Annotated in this window: 13 protein-coding genes and 1 pseudogene; 7 read left to right on the top strand and 7 right to left on the bottom strand. The window is 70.0% G+C overall.

What is annotated here, in order from left to right; genetic code table 11:
- Positions 1-889: 889 nt before the first annotated feature.
- Positions 890-1,312 (bottom strand): secondary thiamine-phosphate synthase enzyme YjbQ, encoded by a 423-nt coding sequence (locus tag CES90_RS39420; RefSeq protein ID WP_189783466.1) that lies wholly within the window; start codon positions 1,310-1,312, stop codon positions 890-892.
- Positions 1,313-1,493: 181 nt separating this feature from the next.
- On the opposite strand from CES90_RS39420, the gene CES90_RS52170 reads away from it, so the two are divergent.
- The 3 genes and pseudogenes from CES90_RS52170 (at position 1,494) to CES90_RS39430 (ending at position 3,628) form a co-directional block, all read left to right on the top strand.
- On the top strand, positions 1,494-1,577 hold the full coding sequence (locus CES90_RS52170) for a putative leader peptide (RefSeq protein WP_373313366.1): 84 nt from the start codon (positions 1,494-1,496) through the stop codon (positions 1,575-1,577).
- Between the two features lie 408 nt (positions 1,578-1,985).
- Positions 1,986-2,526 (top strand): annotated as a pseudogene (locus CES90_RS39425) (ABC transporter substrate-binding protein); the annotation flags it as partial.
- A gap of 22 nt (positions 2,527-2,548) precedes the next feature.
- On the top strand, positions 2,549-3,628 hold the full coding sequence (locus CES90_RS39430; RefSeq protein WP_189783465.1) for an NAD(P)-binding domain-containing protein: 1,080 nt from the start codon (positions 2,549-2,551) through the stop codon (positions 3,626-3,628).
- Between the two features lie 283 nt (positions 3,629-3,911).
- On the opposite strand, the gene mltG is transcribed toward CES90_RS39430, so the two are convergent.
- Complete coding sequence (gene mltG / locus CES90_RS39435; RefSeq protein WP_189783464.1) at positions 3,912-4,787, bottom strand: endolytic transglycosylase MltG; 876 nt, start codon at positions 4,785-4,787, stop codon at positions 3,912-3,914.
- A 43-nt stretch (positions 4,788-4,830) separates the two neighbouring features.
- Positions 4,831-6,711, bottom strand: a complete 1,881-nt coding sequence (locus tag CES90_RS39440; protein WP_229913862.1) for an ABC transporter ATP-binding protein — start codon at positions 6,709-6,711, stop codon at positions 4,831-4,833.
- Positions 6,712-6,805: 94 nt separating this feature from the next.
- On the opposite strand from CES90_RS39440, the gene CES90_RS39445 reads away from it, so the two are divergent.
- A complete protein-coding gene (locus tag CES90_RS39445) occupies positions 6,806-7,261 on the top strand; it encodes a MarR family winged helix-turn-helix transcriptional regulator (protein WP_189783463.1) in 456 nt (151 codons plus the stop codon).
- Positions 7,262-7,353: 92 nt separating this feature from the next.
- Here CES90_RS39445 and CES90_RS39450 read toward each other — a convergent pair whose 3' ends face one another.
- From CES90_RS39450 to CES90_RS39460, 3 genes are all read right to left on the bottom strand, one after another.
- Positions 7,354-8,817: a cation:dicarboxylate symporter family transporter gene (locus tag CES90_RS39450; RefSeq protein ID WP_189783462.1), complete on the bottom strand. Its 1,464-nt coding sequence runs from the start codon at positions 8,815-8,817 to the stop codon at positions 7,354-7,356.
- Positions 8,818-8,962: 145 nt separating this feature from the next.
- The gene (locus CES90_RS39455) at positions 8,963-10,594 is read right to left on the bottom strand and encodes a peptide-N4-asparagine amidase (RefSeq protein WP_189783461.1); all 1,632 of its coding nucleotides are present in this window, start codon (positions 10,592-10,594) and stop codon (positions 8,963-8,965) included.
- Positions 10,595-10,672: 78 nt separating this feature from the next.
- A complete protein-coding gene (locus CES90_RS39460) occupies positions 10,673-11,359 on the bottom strand; it encodes a L,D-transpeptidase family protein (RefSeq protein WP_189783615.1) in 687 nt (228 codons plus the stop codon).
- Between the two features lie 310 nt (positions 11,360-11,669).
- On the opposite strand from CES90_RS39460, the gene CES90_RS39465 reads away from it, so the two are divergent.
- The 3 genes from CES90_RS39465 to CES90_RS39475 all read left to right on the top strand — a co-directional run bounded on the left by CES90_RS39465 (position 11,670) and on the right by CES90_RS39475 (position 16,135).
- Entirely contained in the window at positions 11,670-13,502 is a 1,833-nt protein-coding gene (locus tag CES90_RS39465; protein WP_189783460.1) for an ABC transporter ATP-binding protein, read from the top strand.
- Positions 13,499-15,280 (top strand): ABC transporter ATP-binding protein, encoded by a 1,782-nt coding sequence (locus CES90_RS39470; RefSeq protein ID WP_189783459.1) that lies wholly within the window; start codon positions 13,499-13,501, stop codon positions 15,278-15,280. The genes CES90_RS39465 and CES90_RS39470 overlap by 4 nt, the downstream gene beginning before the upstream one ends.
- A 384-nt stretch (positions 15,281-15,664) precedes the next feature.
- Positions 15,665-16,135, top strand: coding sequence for a DUF5709 domain-containing protein (locus tag CES90_RS39475; protein WP_189783458.1), 471 nt, complete (start codon positions 15,665-15,667; stop codon positions 16,133-16,135).
- A gap of 104 nt (positions 16,136-16,239) precedes the next feature.
- On the opposite strand, the gene CES90_RS39480 is transcribed toward CES90_RS39475, so the two are convergent.
- Positions 16,240-17,034, bottom strand: coding sequence for a metal-dependent hydrolase (locus tag CES90_RS39480; protein WP_189783457.1), 795 nt, complete (start codon positions 17,032-17,034; stop codon positions 16,240-16,242).
- Positions 17,035-17,076: the final 42 nt, after the last annotated feature.

The raw sequence follows: 17,076 nt of genomic DNA on the forward strand, positions 1-17,076 counted from the left end.
ACTCCGCCAACCTCCGTTAGGACAACCCCACCTTAACTGGATTGCGAACGCGGGCCAGCACCGGTGCCGCGGCGCTCCCCTCATGGGCTGGCCGCGGCGGCGGGAGCTGCAGTGAGGTGCACAGCAGTCAGGCCGCGTCTGTCCGTAGCAACGGTTTGCCTGGGATGGTCGAATTCCCAGTGACGTGCGTTCTCCGTCTCAGGCCCCGAAGAAGTGCCCGAGAAATCGTCGAGTGCCGCACACAACTCGGCTTCTTCTAGCTCCAGTTCGGAACGGATCGCCCGGCTGACCGTATCGGGCACACTCACCAAGGCATTCTCCAGAATCGGCCAGCGCCTGATGAAGCCGCAGACAGACGTACTCGTACCACAGGCTGTGGGCGCCACGGAGAAGATCGGCACTGGCAGCAACGTCTGTCAGTGCCACAAGGTGCATACGCGGGTAGTAGTCCGCACGCTGTTCCCGGCAGTCGTGGACACTGACAGGGACGGTGGCGAGGCCAGAGATCCGACTGAGAGCGTCGACGATCGGGACCGCAGGGCGCGAGTCGCCAAGACTCGTCACAGTCTTGGATACGACGCCGTCTGGGCCCTGGTAGGTCGCCAGGATCTGAGTCTTCCCACAGTTGGCGTGCTGAGACCTCCCAGTCATCGGGCCAGCCGATGATGTGGCCGCCGACGGCGCCAGCCGCAGTGAGGATGTCCTCACGCCGGCGCTCCGGGGACGACGTCGCAAGCTTCATCCGCGACAGCCGCCGCACGCCGAGCAGGCACTTGCCGCATCCGTCGTAGGGGCGTTCGATCATGTTCAGGTCCGTACCGCGCAAGACTTCTCCGTTTCGAACACGCAAGGTACGGAGATTTGGCGGCCACACCCAGGACGATCTTGCTCAACCCAGGAAGCTCAGTCGAACCTGACGGTTGACATTGTCTTTATTGGTGTCCACGAGGCACACCGACTGCCAAGTCCCCAATTGCAGCTGCCCGTTGATGACCGGAAGGGTGGCGTGAGGCGGGACGATGGCGGGGAGGACGTGGTCGCGGCCGTGGCCGGGGGTGCCGTGGCGGTGCTGCCAGCGGTCGTCGGCGGGTAGCAGGGTGCGCAGGGCGGCGAGGAGGTCGTCGTCGCTGCCGGCGCCCGTCTCGATGATCGCGACGCCGGCGGTGGCGTGCGGGACGAAGACGTTGAGGAGACCGTCCCGGCCGGCGGCCGCCTCGCGGAGGAACGCCTCGCAGTCGGGGGTGAGGTCGACAACCCTCTCGCGGGAGCCGGAGGTGATGTTCAGGACTCGGGTGGTGAACGCATCGGACATGCCCCCATCCTCGCGCACCCCCGTCCCCACGCAGCGGAAGGCCCGACGCAAGCACCATCGACCGGAGAACCGACGACCAGCAAGCGGCGAGCCGGCGGCCGGCAACCGCCTCGTGATACGTGACGTCCAGTGCGCGAGGCGCCATTGACCATGTGCGGGCCATCTGGCTACGTTCTGCGGCATGTTGCGTTCAGCCGTGCTCACTTCGCGCGGTCACATCGACCTGCTGCGGGTGGCCTCCGCCGTGTGTCGCCACGACTGCTGACGCCTCCGCTTTCCTTTCCTTTCTTCTCCTCGCGGCTCACCCGCGCCCCTGAGCCACGCCTGCCCGCACACGTACACCCGCTTGCGGCGTGGCGGCGCTGAGGCATTCCCTCCTCCCCTCGGCCACCTCGCCACCGGCCGCCCTCCTCCCATGGAGCTCCCATGAGCATCAGCCATGCCCCACCCGGCTCGCCCGAGGCCCATGGAAACGGACTCGGACTCTCGCGCGAACTCGCTCTCGAACTCCTGTTCCCCAGCTCCGCCCGCAGCACCCGCGTCCCGCGCCGGCTGCGGCGACGCGCCTCCGGGCCCGTACTGCTGCTCGCGCTGAGGCAACTCCTCAGCGCCACCGGCCTGTTGACTGCGGACGTCCTCACTTCTACGGGGGGATCGCACAGGTCGCGGGGGTGGCAAGTCGGTCGCTGTGGCGCAGGGTTCCTCCGCCAACCACCAGTTGGTCGCCTCGCTCGAGAAGGCTGGGTTGAGCCTGAGCGACGTGAAGGTCAAGTACCTCCAGCCGGCCGACGCGCTGGCCGCGTTCGCCTCCGGCAAGGTCGACGCGTGGGCGGTGTTGGGATCCGTACACCTCGCAGGACCTCAAGGCGAAGCAGGGACGCGTCCTGGCTACCGGCGACGGTGTCACCAACGGCCTCACCTTCCAGGTGGCGGCGCCGAGCGCGCTGCGGGACAAGAAGAAGCCCGCCGCCATCGAGGACTATCTGGAACGGCTGCGGCGCGCCTACGCGTGGGTGTACTCCTATGAGGAGGAGTGGGCGAAGGTCTGGGCGAAGGACACCGGTCTGCCCGAGGACGTGCACGCCTTCACCGAGCTGAAACTCATCCCGCGCAAGGTCGGCTTCGCTGCCTTCACGGATCCTCGGTTCAGCGGCGGCCTCCCGCCGTCGACCACCTCGCCCCGCCCCTCGGAAGTCCTTCGGGAAGATCCGTGACTTCTCCGGAGTTAGTAGAAGCGTGAACAATATGCGTGAGGTCGAGGTCGTCGTCATAGGCGCCGGTCAGGCAGGGCTGGCCGGCGCCTATCACCTGCGCCGCACCGGATTCGAACCGGAGCGCGACTTCGTGGTGCTGGACCACTCCCCCGGCCCGGGCGGCGCATGGCAGTTCCGCTGGCCGTCGCTGACGTACGGCAAGGTGCACGGGATGCATGCGCTACCGGGCATGGAGCTCACCGGCGCCGATCCGGCTCGCCCTTCCTCCGAGGTCCTCAGGGAGTACTTCGACACGTACGAGCGCACCTTCGACTTGCGGGTACGGCGTCCGGTTGATGTGCGCGTGGTACGTGAGGGCGAGGGCGGGCGGCTACTCGTGGAGACCTCGGAGGGTACGTGGTCGACGCGGGCGTTGATCAACGCGACGGGCACCTGGGACCGGCCGTTCTGGCCGCGCTACCCCGGCCAAGAGACCTTCCGGGGGCGGCAGTTGCACACCGCGCAGTACCCGGGGCCGGAGAAGTTCGCGGGGCTGCGGGTGATCGTGGTGGGCGGTGGCGCGTCCGGGACCCAGCATCTGCTGGAGATTGCCCCGTACGCCGCCGCGACGACGTGGGTGACCAGGCGGCCGCCGGTGTTCCGTGAGGGGCCCTTCACCGAGGACGTGGGCCGTGCGGCAGTCGCCCTCGTGGAGGAGCGGGTGCGGCAGGGGCTGCCGCCGAAGAGCGTCGTGTCGGTGACGGGGCTGCCGCTCAACGACGCGATCCGGCAGGGCATCGCGGACGGCGTCCTGGACCGGTTGCCGATGTTCGACCGGATCACGCCCGACGGCGTGGAGTGGGACGACGGGCGCCGCGTGGACGCCGACGTCATCCTGTGGGCGACCGGATTCCGTGCCGTCATCGACCATCTGGCCCCGCTGCGGCTGCGCGAGCCCGGCGGCGGCATCCGCGTCGAGGGCACCCGCGCGGTCGCCGACCCCCGGATCCACCTGGTCGGCTACGGCCCGTCGGCGAGCACCATCGGAGCCAACCGCGCCGGGCGCGCGGCGGTACGGGACATCAGACGACTACTGGCGGGCGAGCGGGTCACCGCCGCCTGAGTTCCCCACGGTCCAGGTTCGACCACACCTGAGTTCCGCACGGCCCTGCGGCCCGGCTGCCGCCCCGTATCCCCGTACGGTCCCGGCTCGACTGCCACCCGACGCCCCGCACGGTCCAGGTCCGACCGACGCCTGACGCCCCGCACGGCCCTGCGGCCCGGCTGCCGCCCCGTATCCCCGTACGGTCCCGGCTCGACTGCCACCCGACGCCCCGCACGGTCCAGGTTCGGCCGGCGCCTGATGCCCGGTCCCCCACCAAGGTTCCCGGCCGTCAGGCGGAGGTCTACGCACGTGGCGTGGCGGAGCTCGCACCGGTCGTTGCCGACGGCTTCCTCCGGTTCTCGTTGAACTCGGCGACATTGCGCAGGTGTTCCTCGTAGTTCGCCGTGAAGCGAGTGTCGCCCGGCTTGACGGTGACGAAGTACAGCCAGTCGCCCGGGGTCGGATTGACGGCGGCGCGCATCGCGTCCTCGCCCGGGTTGGCGATCGGTGTGGGTGGCAGGCCCATGCGCTGGTACGAGTTGTAGGGGCTGTTGATCTTCGTGTCGGCGACGGTGGTGTCCAGGGTGGAGCGGTTCAGCGCGTAGTTGAGGGTGGAGTCCATCTGCAACGGCATGCCGCGCTCCAGCCGGTTGACGACGACGCGTGCCACCTTGCCCATGTCCGCCTTGGTGGCGGCCTCGGCCTGGATGATGCTCGCGACGATGACCGCCTGGTAGACGTTCATCGCGTTGCGCTGGGCCCCGGCCGTGACCTGACCGCCGTTGAACCTCTTGGCCGCGGTCTCGACCATGGTCGTCAGCACGGACTCCGGCGCCACCTTCTCCGCCAAGGTGTACGTCGCCGGGAAGAGGTAGCCCTCCGGGTTGCCCTCGGCGTCCGCCGGGAGGGACAGCCGGGCCTTGGCCAGGGATTTCTTGGTGGATCCGGCGGGCAGGGCGAGGGCCTTGTCCACGGCTTTGTAGACCTGGGCGGAGCGCCAGCCCTCCGGGATCACCAGTGTCGTGCGGTTTTCGCCCTCGTCGTCACCGCTCCCCAGGGTCAGCAGCAGCGGCACGGCCACGGCGGTGGCCGCCACGACAGCTCCGGTCGCGATGAGGACGGCCCGGCCCCGGCGTGTCAGTCGAATCGTGTTCCGTGGCGGAGTGTTCATCTGCATGCGGGCACGGTAACCCGCATATCACCTCAAACCCGGCATATTTTCATCTTGTCGACTCCATCGGCCGCAATGCCGGAGCCATGTTCGACTCCATCGGTTCCATCGGCTCCATCGGCTCCAGCTGCGCGTCCCGCCGTACCAGCGCCGCGTACGTGCCGTCCCGTTCCAGTAGTTCCTCGTGCGTGCCGCGTTCGACCGCACGCCCTGAGTCGAGGACCACGATCTGGTCGGCGCTGCGGACGGTGGACAGCCGGTGGGCGATGGTGAGGGTGGTGCGGTTGGCGGAGAGCGCGTCGATGGCCTCCTGCACGGCGTGCTCGGTACGGGTGTCCAGGGCGCTGGTCGCCTCGTCGAGGATGAGGACGGGCGGGTCGCGCAGGATGGTGCGAGCGATGGCGAGGCGCTGTTTCTCGCCGCCGGAGAATCGGTGGCCGCGCTCGCCGACGACCGTGTCGTAGCCGTCGGGCAGGGACGCGATGTGATCGTGGATCTGGGCCGCCCGCGCCGCCGCGTACAGCTCCTCGTCGGTGGCGTCCGGCTTCGCGAAGCGCAGGTTGTCGGCGACCGTGGCATGGAAGAGGTACGTCTCCTGGGAGACCACGCCGACCGCGCGGGACAGGGTGTCGAAGTCCAGATCGCGTACGTCGACCCCGTCGAGCGTGACCCGGCCGCCCGTGACGTCGTACAGCCTCGGCACCAGGCAGCCGAGCGTGGACTTGCCGGCGCCGGTGGGGCCAACGACGGCGAGGCTGCCGCCGGCCGGGACGGTGAGATCGATGCCGTCGAGGATCGGGGCGCCCCGGCCGCCCTGGCCGTCACCGCCGTCGTAGCGGAACTCGACGTTCTCGAAGCGGACTTCGCCCTTGACCTGGCCCAGACGGACCGGGTGCTCGGGTTCGGTGATGTCGATGGGCAGGTCGAGGTACTCGAAGATGCGCTGGAAGAGCGCGAGCGAGGCCTGGACCTGGACGCCGGTGGACAGCAGGCTCACGGTCGGCCGGAACAGGTTCTGCTGGAGCGAGACGAAGGCGACGAGCGTGCCGACCGAGACGGACGGGCCGCCGAACCGGAACGCGAGGCCGGCGGTCCAGTAGATGACGGCGGGCATGGCGGCCATGACGATCGTGATGATGGCCATGCGCCAGCGCCCCGCCATGTTCGCCCTGACCTCCAGGTCGACAAGCCCCTCCGACTCGTCGGCGAAGGACTTGGTGAGCGAGTCGGCGCGGCCCATCGTGCGGCCGAGCAGGATGCCGCCGACGGAGAGCGACTCGGTCACCGTCGCGGCCATCTCGGCCATCTGCTTCTGACGCCGGGTGGTGATCTTCTTGCGTTCGTCGCCGACCCGGCGGCTTATCCACACGAACAGCGGCAGCAGGAGCAGCGTGACCACGGTGAGCCGCCAGTCCAACGCGACCATGGCGACGACGGTGGCGACCACGCTGGTGAAATTGGAGACCAGGGAGGTGGCCGTGGAGGTGACGGTCGCCTGCATGCCGCCGATGTCGTTGGCGATGCGCGACTGGACCTCGCCGGTGCGGGTCCGGGTGAAGAAGGCGAGCGACATGCGCTGCAGCCGGCCGTAGACGGCGGTGCGCAGGTCGTGCATGACGCGCTGGCCGACGGTCGTGGAGATCAGGGTCTGCAGTACGCCGAAGATGCTGGTGAGCACTGCGCTGAGGATCATGCCGAGCGCGAGCAGGCTCAGCAGCCCGGTGCGGCCCTCGGGGATCGCGGTGTCGAGGATCTCCTTCAGCAGGAAAGGGGTGGCCACCGAAGCCAGTGACGCGGCGCCGACCAGCAGGCCGACGATCGCAAGGCGGCCGCGGTAGGGGCGGAAGAGCTTCAGGATGCGGCGCACCTGCCGGGGTTGTTCCTTCGAGTCGCCGGGCGGTGCCCAGGTGGATTCGTTGTCGGGATGCATGAGCTCCTACGGGAAGTGAGATGGAGCGGACTGACGGAGACTAACTCATTGTTACCTATGCTCACAATGAACATCATCCTGATATTGTTCCCGCATGACCGCCCCCGACGCCGACGGCTTGCTCGCCGAGCAGTTGTTGCAACTGACCCGCCGTGTGCACCGGATCCAAAAACGCCACCTTCTGCAGTGCGGACTGGACATCACCCCTGCCCAGTCCCGACTGTTGCGCACCCTCGCGCACTACGACGCGCCCCCGCGCATGGCCGATCTCGCCGAGCGCCTGGAGGTGGTACCGCGCGCCGTGACGACCCTGGTCGACGGGTTGGAGGGGAGCGGGCGGGTGCGCCGGGTGCCCGATCCCACCAATCGACGGGTCATCCGGATCGAGGTCACGGACGAGGGCCGCAAGGCTCTGCAGGAACTGCACCACGCTCGACGGTCCGCGGCGGAGGAGATCCTGGCGCCGCTGTCGGACGGGCAGCGGGAGGTGCTCGGGCGGCTGCTCGACACGTTGATCGACGGGGCGCCGGGGGCCGAGCAGCGCTGTTGAACACACGGAACAGCTGTTGAGCATGCGGAACGTACGACAGGGCCCGGCGCACACGTAGTGCGCCGGGCCCTGTCGCGTCAATCAGGGAGCGGTCAACCGACCTCGGAAGCGGGCTCCTTGGCATCAGCCGTCGGCTGGGCGGGGACCCCGGCCTTGACGGTGCCGACGGACGCGTCGTCGGCCGTGCCCTCGGGAGCCTTGGCCTCGCCCGTCTCGGGAGGCTTGGGCGCCCCCTCCTCGGGCTCGTCCTCTTCCTCCACGAACTGGATCTCCCCGTCCAGCATCTTCTTCGCCCGGTCCGCGTCCAGCGCACCCTCCCACTTGGACACCGCGAAGACGGCGACGCAGTTGCCGAGCAGGTTGGTGGCGACGCGCATCGAGTCCATGATGCGGTCGACGCCGAGGAGCAGGGCGACGGCGCCGGCGGGGATGGCCCCGAGCGCGGAGGCGGTCGCCGACAGGGCGAGGAAGGCCGAGCCGGGGATGCCGGCCATACCCTTGCTGGTCAGCATCAGCACCAGGATCACCGTGACCTGCTGGCTGAGGCTGAGGTCCACACCCACGGCCTGCGCGATGAAGAGCGTGCCGATGGAGAGGTAGATGGACGCGCCGTCGAGGTTGAAGGAGTACCCGGTGGGCAGCACCAGACCCACGGCGTCGTCACGGGCCCCGGCCTGGCGCAGCTTCTGCATCATGCGGGGCATGACACTCTCGCTGGAGGCGGTGCCCAGCGCGAGCAGCATCTCCTCACGGGTGTAGCGGACGAACTTCCAGAGGTTGAGCCCGGTCATCAGCTTCAGCGCGATGCCGAGCAGCACCAGGAAGGCGGCGGCGACGGCGTAGCAGAGGATGATGAGCTTGGCGTAGGTCTCCATCACACCGAGGCCGTACTGGCCCACCAGGTGCACCATCGCGCCGAACACGGCGAGCGGGGCCAGCTTCATGACGAAGCCGACGATCGCGAAGATGACCTCCTGGGCCTGCTCGATGGCGGGCAGGATCTTGGGCACCTTGGTGTGGCCGAGGTGGAGCAGCGCGGCGCCGGTGAGACAGGCGAGCACGAGCACCTGGAGCAGGGAGTTCTCGGCGAACGCGCCGATCGCGCTCTGCGGCAGCGCGTTCAGGATGAACTCGCTGGTCGACGGCAGCGAGCCACCGGCCGTCTTCGCCTCGACGGCCGAGGTGTCGAGCTTCGACGGGTCGACGTTCATGCCCGCGCCGGGGCTGAAGACGTTGGCGGCGATCAGACCGATGAGCAGCGCGGCCGTGGAGGCGACCTCGAACCAGATCAGGGCCTTGAGCCCGATCCGCCCGAAGGCCTTCAGGTTGCCGGCCTTGGCGATGCCGACGACGACCACGCAGAACACCAGCGGCGAGATGACCGTCTTGATGAGACGGATGAAACCGTCGCCGAGCGGCTGGAAGGTCGTGGCCGTGTCGGGCCACACCTTTCCGACGACGATTCCGAGTACGAGCGCGATGGCTACCTGCGTGAACAGTGAGGTACGCAGCAAGCGTGCGACGCGTCGCGGCAGGGACGGTACGGACTGCGGCACGGGCACTCCTCCGAAGGGACTTTTCTGTCATGCGGAAAAGCAGTTCCGCGCGGATCACTATCGGGGAGTTGTCGCTCGCGGGGAAGACCGCGGTGTTTCAGGCATGTAAATCATCGGCCTGTCGTCACAGCTCACGCATGGTTCGTCAACAGCCCCGACTGTCCTCCGTCAGCACTCCCTGTACGGTCACCAGCGAACGGTCGTAGCAGCCGCCCGATCCGTACAGCCGGTAGCGCTCGCTCGTCGTCCCGACCGCGTGCCGCTGGTCACGGGGCACGAAGGCCGTGTACGTGGCGTCACCGGTGTACGTGTCGTCGAGCCGGGACCATGCGACGCGCCGACCGCCGTACGTCTCGGTGACCGTCGCCCGGTCGCCGAGCGTGAGCACGGTCCGCAGCCGGTCGCCCGCCCCGAGCGTCGTTTTTCCGTCCATCGTGTACGACCGCTGCGTGCGCGTCGTCCGGGCCGGTCCGCGCCCGTCGACGGTGACCGTCTCGCCGTCGACCCACGTCGCGTCGAGCGCGTCGGGGTTCTCGCCGTCCGACCAGGTGTGCGCGGAGGTGTTGGCGATGCTCCGGCGGACCGTGGTCGTCACCCTGCCGTGCGAGGTGTCGACGTATCCGGCGACCGCCAGCCGGTGACTCCCCTCGGTGTCGAGACGGTGCTCCGTACCGGGCGTGTAGGTGGAGGAGTTGGCGAGGTCACCCGCCTGGACCTTGGTGAGGGCGCCGGTGACGTGCTCACTCTTCTCGTCCTGCCAGACGAGGACGTTGACCGGGGTGCTCCACCCGACCTGCCCCTCGGGTACACCGACCACGGAGACCTCGATGCGGTGCGGGCGGCCGTCGTTGAGGAGGCCCGCGAAGGGGGTGAGGTCATAGCGGATGGGCTGGATGTCGAAGGCGCGAGGCCCCGGAACCACGTACCAGAGGAAGGGGTTCGACCAGCCGCCGGTCCACACGGTCGGGAACGGCGCGGCGATTCCGGCCAGTTGCCCGTCGACCTCTATCCGGACCTCGCGGTACGGCCCGTCGTCCGCCTTGCAGGAGTACGGCGCCGCCTCGGGCACCGTCAGATACCAGTACTCCTCGCAGCCGCCGCCGGACCCGGTGGCGTACACCTCGGCGATGACACGTTCGCTGTTGCGCGGGGTGGTGAGCGTGTTGCCGTCCTGGAGGGTGAGGACGCGGTCGGGGGTGTCCTTCGCCGTCTTGGCGTCGGGCCCGCCCGCGTAGAAGGTCAGGGTGACCTTGACGTCGAGGATGCCGGTGTACGTGTCGTCGACGACGTTGCCGATGAGCATCTCCACGGGCTGCGCGCGGCGCAGGGTGTCGCTGTAGCGCGTGACGTCCTTCTCCACGGACCACTCGATACCGTCGGGCGAGGGTTGCGGGGTGGACGTGCGGAACACCTCGACACCGCCGATGTGCAGATAGCCGAGGCGGTCGTACTGGCGGCCCTTCACCTTGCCGTCGAGGCGCAGGACGACCTTGCTCCAGCTCTTTCCGCAGTCACCCGGGGGCGCGTACGTGCCCTGGTACGCAGTGAAGTCCTTGAACTGTGCCTCCGCGACCGTCACTTGGCAGGACGTGGTGTTCTCGGGTCTGGTCACGGGTGGGGCGGCGGTGATCGGGTCGTGCCAGTCGGCGCCGAACTCGGCGGGAACGTCGGCGGATTGGGCGGGGAGGTCGGCGGATTGGGCGGGGGCGGCCCCGAGCAGCGCGCTCACCAGGAGAGTCCCCCCGGTGAGCATGGACATGATAATTCGACTTCTCATGGGCGGTGTTCTACGGGCAGTCGACCCGATCCGCAATGAGGCCTCAGGCCACTTCGGGGAGCGGACGCTCCCGGTGTCTCAGGCCATCAACTCCGCCTTGTCCCCCATCACGATCACCGGGTGCGCGGCCGGGTCGAGGGTGCTCAGCAGGTACTCCATGCCCGACTTGGAGAGGCTGACGCAGGCCGAGGTGCCACTGCCGTGGTCCATGTGCAGCCAGATGCCGCCTCCCTTGGACTGGCCCTCGGGGCGCGTCGGGTCGATCGGCGAGGTGCCCTTGACGCGGTTGTAGTCGATGGCGATGACGTAGTCGAAGTCGTGCCAGTGCGACTTGGCCCAATAGTGCGGCGCCTGGAAGGACGCCGACTGGCTGTACGGGAGCTTGGCGCCGGGGTCGGCGAGGACGCCACCCGCGTCGGTGAGCGTGAAGACGCCGACCGGGCTGCGCTTGTCGCCCTCCCGGTGGTCGGTGGTCCAGCCCTTCTTGCCGTTGTGCCCCTGCCAGGCACGGGTCTTCTTCCAGTGGGAACCGCTCTTCGAGTAGAGGACGATCGTGGCGTCGGCGTCGTCCTTGCCCTCGCCGTAGACGGCCACGACCTGGCGGGATTCGGCGGGGATCTGCTTCTGGAGACGGTCACCGACATCCGGGATACGGGTCGGGTCGACGGTTTTCGCTTCGGTCCGCTCGGCCTTACCGCCGGAACCCGCCTCGGCCCTGGCCTTGTCGCCCGTCTCGCCCGAACCGCCGCACGCTGCCAGGGACATCACCAGGGCGCCGCAGACGGCGGCCGCGACCAGGGGGCGCCGGGCGCCCCTCGCCTCGCTCGTGTCGCCGGTTCGTTCGTGCCTCGTACCGCCTATGCGCATCGGTCCATCGTCGCACCGTGTCCCGGGCGGGATCGCCCGTCACCCCCACCACCGGGCCTCGCGCGGGCCGGTCCAGGCCGAAACTTTGCCCCTCGACGGAAAACCGTTTGCCTCCGACCACGCTGTGACGCGAACCTTTCACAGCCGGTTGCCGGGCCCGCCCGCCTTCCCCTTCTTCCCCCCTCCTGAGACGAGCCACTGGGACGTCATGCGAATTCAAGACCTTCCGTATCAAGACCCAGGTGTGCCGGACGCGCGCTCGGGTCCCAGATTCCTGTGGTGGCTCGGCCGGAATCAGCTCGGCGGGCAGTTCAAGTCGCTGGCGTGGGGGCTGTTGCACTTCACGTCCGTGGCCGGGCTGCCCTTCTGTGTCGGCTTCGCCATCGAAGCGGTGGTCGACCGCTCCGGCACCCGGCTCGCCCTGGCGGGCGGGCTGCTGGCACTGTGCGGCTTCGCCGTCGCGCTGGGCGACACCTTCCTGCACCGGGCGGCGGTCACCAACTGGATCACCGCCGCCGCGCGTGTCCAGCAGGTGCTGGCCCGCAAGACGGCCCAGCTCGGCTCGGCGCTGACGCGCCGGGTAGCGGCCGGTGAGGTCGTCGCCGTGTCCACGGGCGACGTCGAGAAGATCGGCTGGTTCGTGGAGGCCGTCTCCCGCTTCACCGCGGCGGCGCTCACGGTGGTGCTGGTCTGTGTCGGGCTGGTCTTCTACCAGCCCGCGCTCGGCATCGTCGTCGCCGTCGGCGTGCCCGTTCTCGCACTCGCCGTGCTACCCCTGCTGCCCCGCGCCACCCGGCGCGCCGACGTCCAGCGCGAGAAGGCGGGCCGAGCCACCGAGCTGGCCTCGGACACCGTCGCGGGCCTGCGCGTCCTGCGCGGCATCGGCGGCGAGGACCTCTTCCTGGAACGCTACCGCCGTGCCTCTCAGGAGGTCCGCCACGCCGCCGTGCGCAGTGCCCGTATGTGGGCGCTGATCTCCGGCATCCAGGTGCTGCTGCCGGGGCTGCTGATGATCGCGGTCGTCTGGTACGGCGTGGGTCTGGCCCGCGACGGCCGGATCACGGTCGGAGAGCTGGTCACCGTGTACAGCGCGGTCATGCTGCTGACGTATCCGCTGCGGCACTTCGACGAGATCGCCATGGCCTACTCCTTCTCCCGTCCGTCCGCCAAGCGGGCGGCCCGGGTGCTGTCCCTGGAGCGGGCCACGGACACCGAGGGGTCACGCGAGGCCGTCACGCCTTCCGGGGACCTGTACGACCCGGCGACCGGGCTGCTCGCGCCCGCCGGGTGTCTCACCGCGGTGGTCTGCGGCGACCCCGACGCGGCCGGGCGGCTGGCGGAACGGCTCGGCGGCCATGCCCCCGAGAAGGGCACGTCGGCGCTCCTCGGTGGCGTACCGCTCGACGAACTGCCGCTCGACGCCGCCCGTACCGCCGTCCTCGTCCAGGACAAGGACCCGGTGCTGCTCTCCGGCACCCTGCGCGAACTCTTCGACGTGCCCGCCTCCGGCGAGGTCACCGCCGAGGAGGCGCTGGACGCCGCACAGTGCGGAGACGTGCTGGAGGCGCTGGCGCAGGGTTCGCTGCACGCGGAGGACCCGCTGGACGCGCGGATCACCGAGCGCGGCCGGTCCCTGTCCGGCGGCCAACGCCAGCGACTGGCCCTGGCCCGCTCCCTGATCACGGATCCCGAGGTCCTCGTCCTGGACGAGCCGACGTCCGCCGTCGACTCGCACACCGAGGCAAGGATCGCCCAAGGCATCCGATCGCTGCGGACGGGCCGCACGACGGTCGTCTTCACCTCCTCGCCACTCCTGCTGGACCTCGCCGAACGGGTCGTGCTGGTCCGTGACGGCGAGGTCGCGGCAGTCGGCGTACACCGCGAACTGGTCCACAAGGAGCCGCGGTACCGGGCCGTCGTCACCCGCGAGACCGACGAGGAAGCCGCAGTGGAGGCCGCCATGGACTCCGGGCCCAAGGGCCGGAAGGCCACCCTCAGCGACGTACTGGACGAACTGGAAGAGATCGAGGAGACCGCATGATCGGCGTGGCGCCACCGGCGTACGACCCGGCCGCCCCGACAACGGCCAACACCCTGCCCATCGGCGCCCCCGCGACCGTACGCGCCTACGTGGCCGAACTGTTCCGCCGGCACCGGCGGGCCTTCGTCCTGCTCATCGCGGTCAACACGGTCGCCGTCGTGGCCTCGATGGCGGGTCCCTACCTGCTGGGCGGACTCGTCGAGCGGGTCTCCGACGGCGCACGCGAACTCCATCTGGAACTCACGATCGCGGTGTTCCTCGCCGCCCTCATCGTCCAGGCCGTGTTCGTACGAGAGGTACGGCTGCGCGGTGCCATGCTCGGCGAGCGGATGCTGGCCGACCTGCGCGAGGACTTCCTCGTACGGTCGGTCGGCCTGCCGCCTGGTGTCCTGGAGCGGGCCGGTACCGGTGACCTGCTGTCCCGGATCACCACGGACATCGACCGCCTCGCCAACGCCATGCGCGAGGCCGTACCGCAGTTGTCCATCGGCGTGGTGTGGGTGGGGCTGCTGCTCGGTGGACTCGCCGTGACCGCGCCCCCGCTGGCGCTCGCCGTACTGCTGGCCCTGCCGCTGCTGGTGGCTGGCTGCCGCTGGTACTTCAAGCGGGCCCCCTCCGCCTACCGCTCGGAGGCCGCCGGGTATGCCGCCGTCGCGGCCGCGCTCGCCGAGACCGTGGACGCCGGACGCACCGTCGAGGCCCACCGCCTCGGCACCCGCCGCATCGAAATGTCGGACCAGCGCGTCCGGGAATGGACCGCCTGGGAGCGGTACACGATGTGGCTTCGGTCGGTGCTCTTCCCCGTCATCAACCTCACCCACATCATGGTCCTCGGCTCGGTCCTGATCATCGGCGGGGTGTTCGTCCTGCGGGGCTGGATCGGGCTCGGCCAGCTGACCACGGGCGCGCTCATCGCCCAGATGCTCGTCGACCCGGTGAACCTGATCCTGCGCTGGTACGACGAACTGCAGGTCGCCGAGGTGTCGCTGGCCCGTCTGGTCGGTGTACGGGACATCGAACCGGACGCGGGCGACCCCTCCGTGGCCCCCGACGGACGCCATGTCCACGCCGACCAGGTGCACTTCGGTTACCGCGAGGGCGTCGACGTCCTGCGCGAGGTGTCCCTGGAGGTGGCGCCCGGCACCCGGCTCGCCCTGGTCGGTCCGTCCGGCGCGGGCAAGTCGACCCTGGGCCGGCTTCTCGCCGGGATCTACGCGCCCCGGGACGGCCGGATCACCCTGGGCGGCGCGGAACTGTCCCGGATGCCCGCCGAGGACGTCCGCTCCCATGTGGCCCTCGTCAACCAGGAGCACCACGTGTTCGTCGGCTCCCTGCGCGACAACCTCCTCCTCGCGCGCACGGGTGCCGAGGACGCCGAGCTGTGGGCGGCACTGGGCGCGGTCGACGCCGACTCCTGGGCGCGGGCACTGGACGACGGTCTGGACACGGAGGTCGGCTCCGGCGGGCTGGCGCTCACCCCGGCACAGGCTCAGCAGATCGCGCTGGCCAGGCTGGTCCTCGCCGACCCGCACACGCTGGTCCTGGACGAGGCCACCTCGCTCCTCGACCCGCGCGCGGCCCGCCACCTGGAACGCTCCCTCGCCCGCGTCCTCGACGGCCGTACCGTCGTCGCCATCGCCCACCGGCTGCACACCGCCCATGACGCGGATGTCATCGCCGTCGTCGAGAACGGCCGCATCAGCGAACTGGGCAGCCACAACCAGCTGGTCGAGGCCGACGGCGCGTACGCCGCACTGTGGAGGTCCTGGCACGGCTGACCCGTACGGGGCCACTCTTTCGGTACGCGACCACCTCGGGGCCGGCCCGCACCTGGACACCTGCCGGTGCGGGGGCGACCCCGACACGGACGGCGGTCGGGGCGGCTCCGGCGTGGACGGCCGTCGGGGCGGCGACGACGTCGGCACGGGCGGCCGGCGGGCCGAGGTCGCCTCCCCCTCGTGGGGGCGGTGTCGGCAATGTGCTGCGGCGGCTCCCCTGCCGTTGCGCGGTGCCGAACGCGAGTGGAAGGCTGGTGGTGGGCAGAGATTCGGGGGACGCCCGTGAACCGCCCGGTTCGCGGGGTTCGGGCCGTTGCCCAGCGGCCCGCGCGCCCACTGTCGCCGAACAGCGGCACCGGGCCCGTCCCACCACTGGAGGTACCCGTGGAGAGAGCCGGCGGATGGGGAGACGACGTCTACCAGCCTGACGAATCCGAGGTCCAGGACGACGCGGGGCTGCTGGACGCCGAGGACACCCTGGTCGCCGACGGTGTGGCCGACCCTCTCGACCGGGGCTGGTCGCCGCCGGAGCGGCCATGGGCGGTGGAGCACACCGGTGTGACCGCCGCGGAGCGTCTGCGGGGCGAGAGCCTGGAACAGCGGCTCGCCGAGGAGCTGCCGGACGTGGAGTCGCTCGACGGGGACGGCATCGGTGACTCCCAGGACACCGACGGGGAGCCCTTGGACAACGAGGTGGGAGCCCTCCGCTCCGGTCGCCTGGTCGCCCCCGACGAGGGAGCGCACGAGGACGAGGAGAGCGGGCTGATCGCCACCGACGTGGGTATCGACGGCGCCGCCGCGTCCGCCGAAGAGGCTGCCATGCACATCGTGGACGAGGACTCGCTGTCGGGCTGAGCCTCCCCCGAGCATCGGGCCGCCGCCCCTGCCGGACCTGGTCCGGCACGTCAGACGAAGGCGCGGCGTGCGACGAAGGCGGGGCGTCCGACGAAGGCGCGACGTCAGATGAAGTTGAGCGCGGCCGCGCCGCCCACTCCGCCGAGCACCATGAACACAGGCATGAGGACCCTCAGCTCGACCCAGCTGCCGGCCCGGAACCGCATCGCCTTCGGCGGGCCCACCGGATACCAGCGCTTGTTGCCCACCGGTATCGGCCACAGGATCGGGCAGCCGGACACCGTCAGCGAGTCCCCGATGTCGTGCACCAGCGCGCCGAGGAGGATCGGCAGCCCGAGCCACAGGTACTCCTGGCCCGGCTCGCTGAACAGCCAGTCCGCCCCGTTGCCCGGCTTGTCCAGCATCCCCGCGATGATCCAGGCACTGGTCGCGGCCAGCAGCCACACCAGCACGTCGGCGCTCGAACCGCGGGTCGCCCGCCACAGCAGCCCCTCGATCGCCAGCACCATGTGCACGAACAGGATGGCCAGCACCGCCCAGCGGCCCCCCGCGATCGCGATGACGGAGGCGCCACCGCCGAGCATCACCGCCCACAGCCAGGTGTGCGTCAGCGTGCGGTGCCCGCCGGAGCGACGCGGGTCGCCCTGCTTCTTCGTCGCCTTGTAGACGGCGTAGGAGAGCTTGTCGACGATCTCGCACACCCAGCGGGAGAGCGGGCCGAAGGACCGGGAGATCGTGGCCGCCTTGTGATCCAGGTCCGGGGCGAGCGCGGCGCCCGCGCAGATCAACGCACCGGCCAGGAGGACCGGCCAGGGCATCGTGTGCCCGGCCGCGGCGGCCGCCGCTCCTACGCCGAGCCAGGCCGCGGCCCCGGACAGTGAGTGTGCTGGTCCCATCATGGCCGTGCCCCGCCCCATTCCCTTTGTGCCGCTGTCCAGTTG

Origin of the sequence: Streptomyces capitiformicae (assembly GCF_002214185.1) — a bacterium.
GTDB lineage: Bacteria > Actinomycetota > Actinomycetes > Streptomycetales > Streptomycetaceae > Streptomyces > Streptomyces capitiformicae.

Excerpts from the sequence above, each read along its gene's own strand:
- CES90_RS39440 (WP_229913862.1), bottom strand. The coding sequence starts at position 6,711 with ATGCATCCCGACAACGAATCCACCTGGGCACCGCCCGGCGACTCGAAG.
- CES90_RS52170 (WP_373313366.1), top strand. The coding sequence starts at position 1,494 with ATGTTGCGTTCAGCCGTGCTCACTTCGCGCGGTCACATCGACCTGCTG.
- CES90_RS39455 (WP_189783461.1), bottom strand. The coding sequence starts at position 10,594 with ATGAGAAGTCGAATTATCATGTCCATGCTCACCGGGGGGACTCTCCTG.
- CES90_RS39460 (WP_189783615.1), bottom strand. The coding sequence starts at position 11,359 with ATGTCCCTGGCAGCGTGCGGCGGTTCGGGCGAGACGGGCGACAAGGCC.
- CES90_RS39470 (WP_189783459.1), top strand. The coding sequence starts at position 13,499 with ATGATCGGCGTGGCGCCACCGGCGTACGACCCGGCCGCCCCGACAACG.
- CES90_RS39465 (WP_189783460.1), top strand. The coding sequence starts at position 11,670 with ATGCGAATTCAAGACCTTCCGTATCAAGACCCAGGTGTGCCGGACGCG.
- CES90_RS39480 (WP_189783457.1), bottom strand. The coding sequence starts at position 17,034 with ATGATGGGACCAGCACACTCACTGTCCGGGGCCGCGGCCTGGCTCGGC.
- CES90_RS39420 (WP_189783466.1), bottom strand. The coding sequence starts at position 1,312 with ATGTCCGATGCGTTCACCACCCGAGTCCTGAACATCACCTCCGGCTCC.
- mltG (WP_189783464.1), bottom strand. The coding sequence starts at position 4,787 with ATGCAGATGAACACTCCGCCACGGAACACGATTCGACTGACACGCCGG.
- CES90_RS39445 (WP_189783463.1), top strand. The coding sequence starts at position 6,806 with ATGACCGCCCCCGACGCCGACGGCTTGCTCGCCGAGCAGTTGTTGCAA.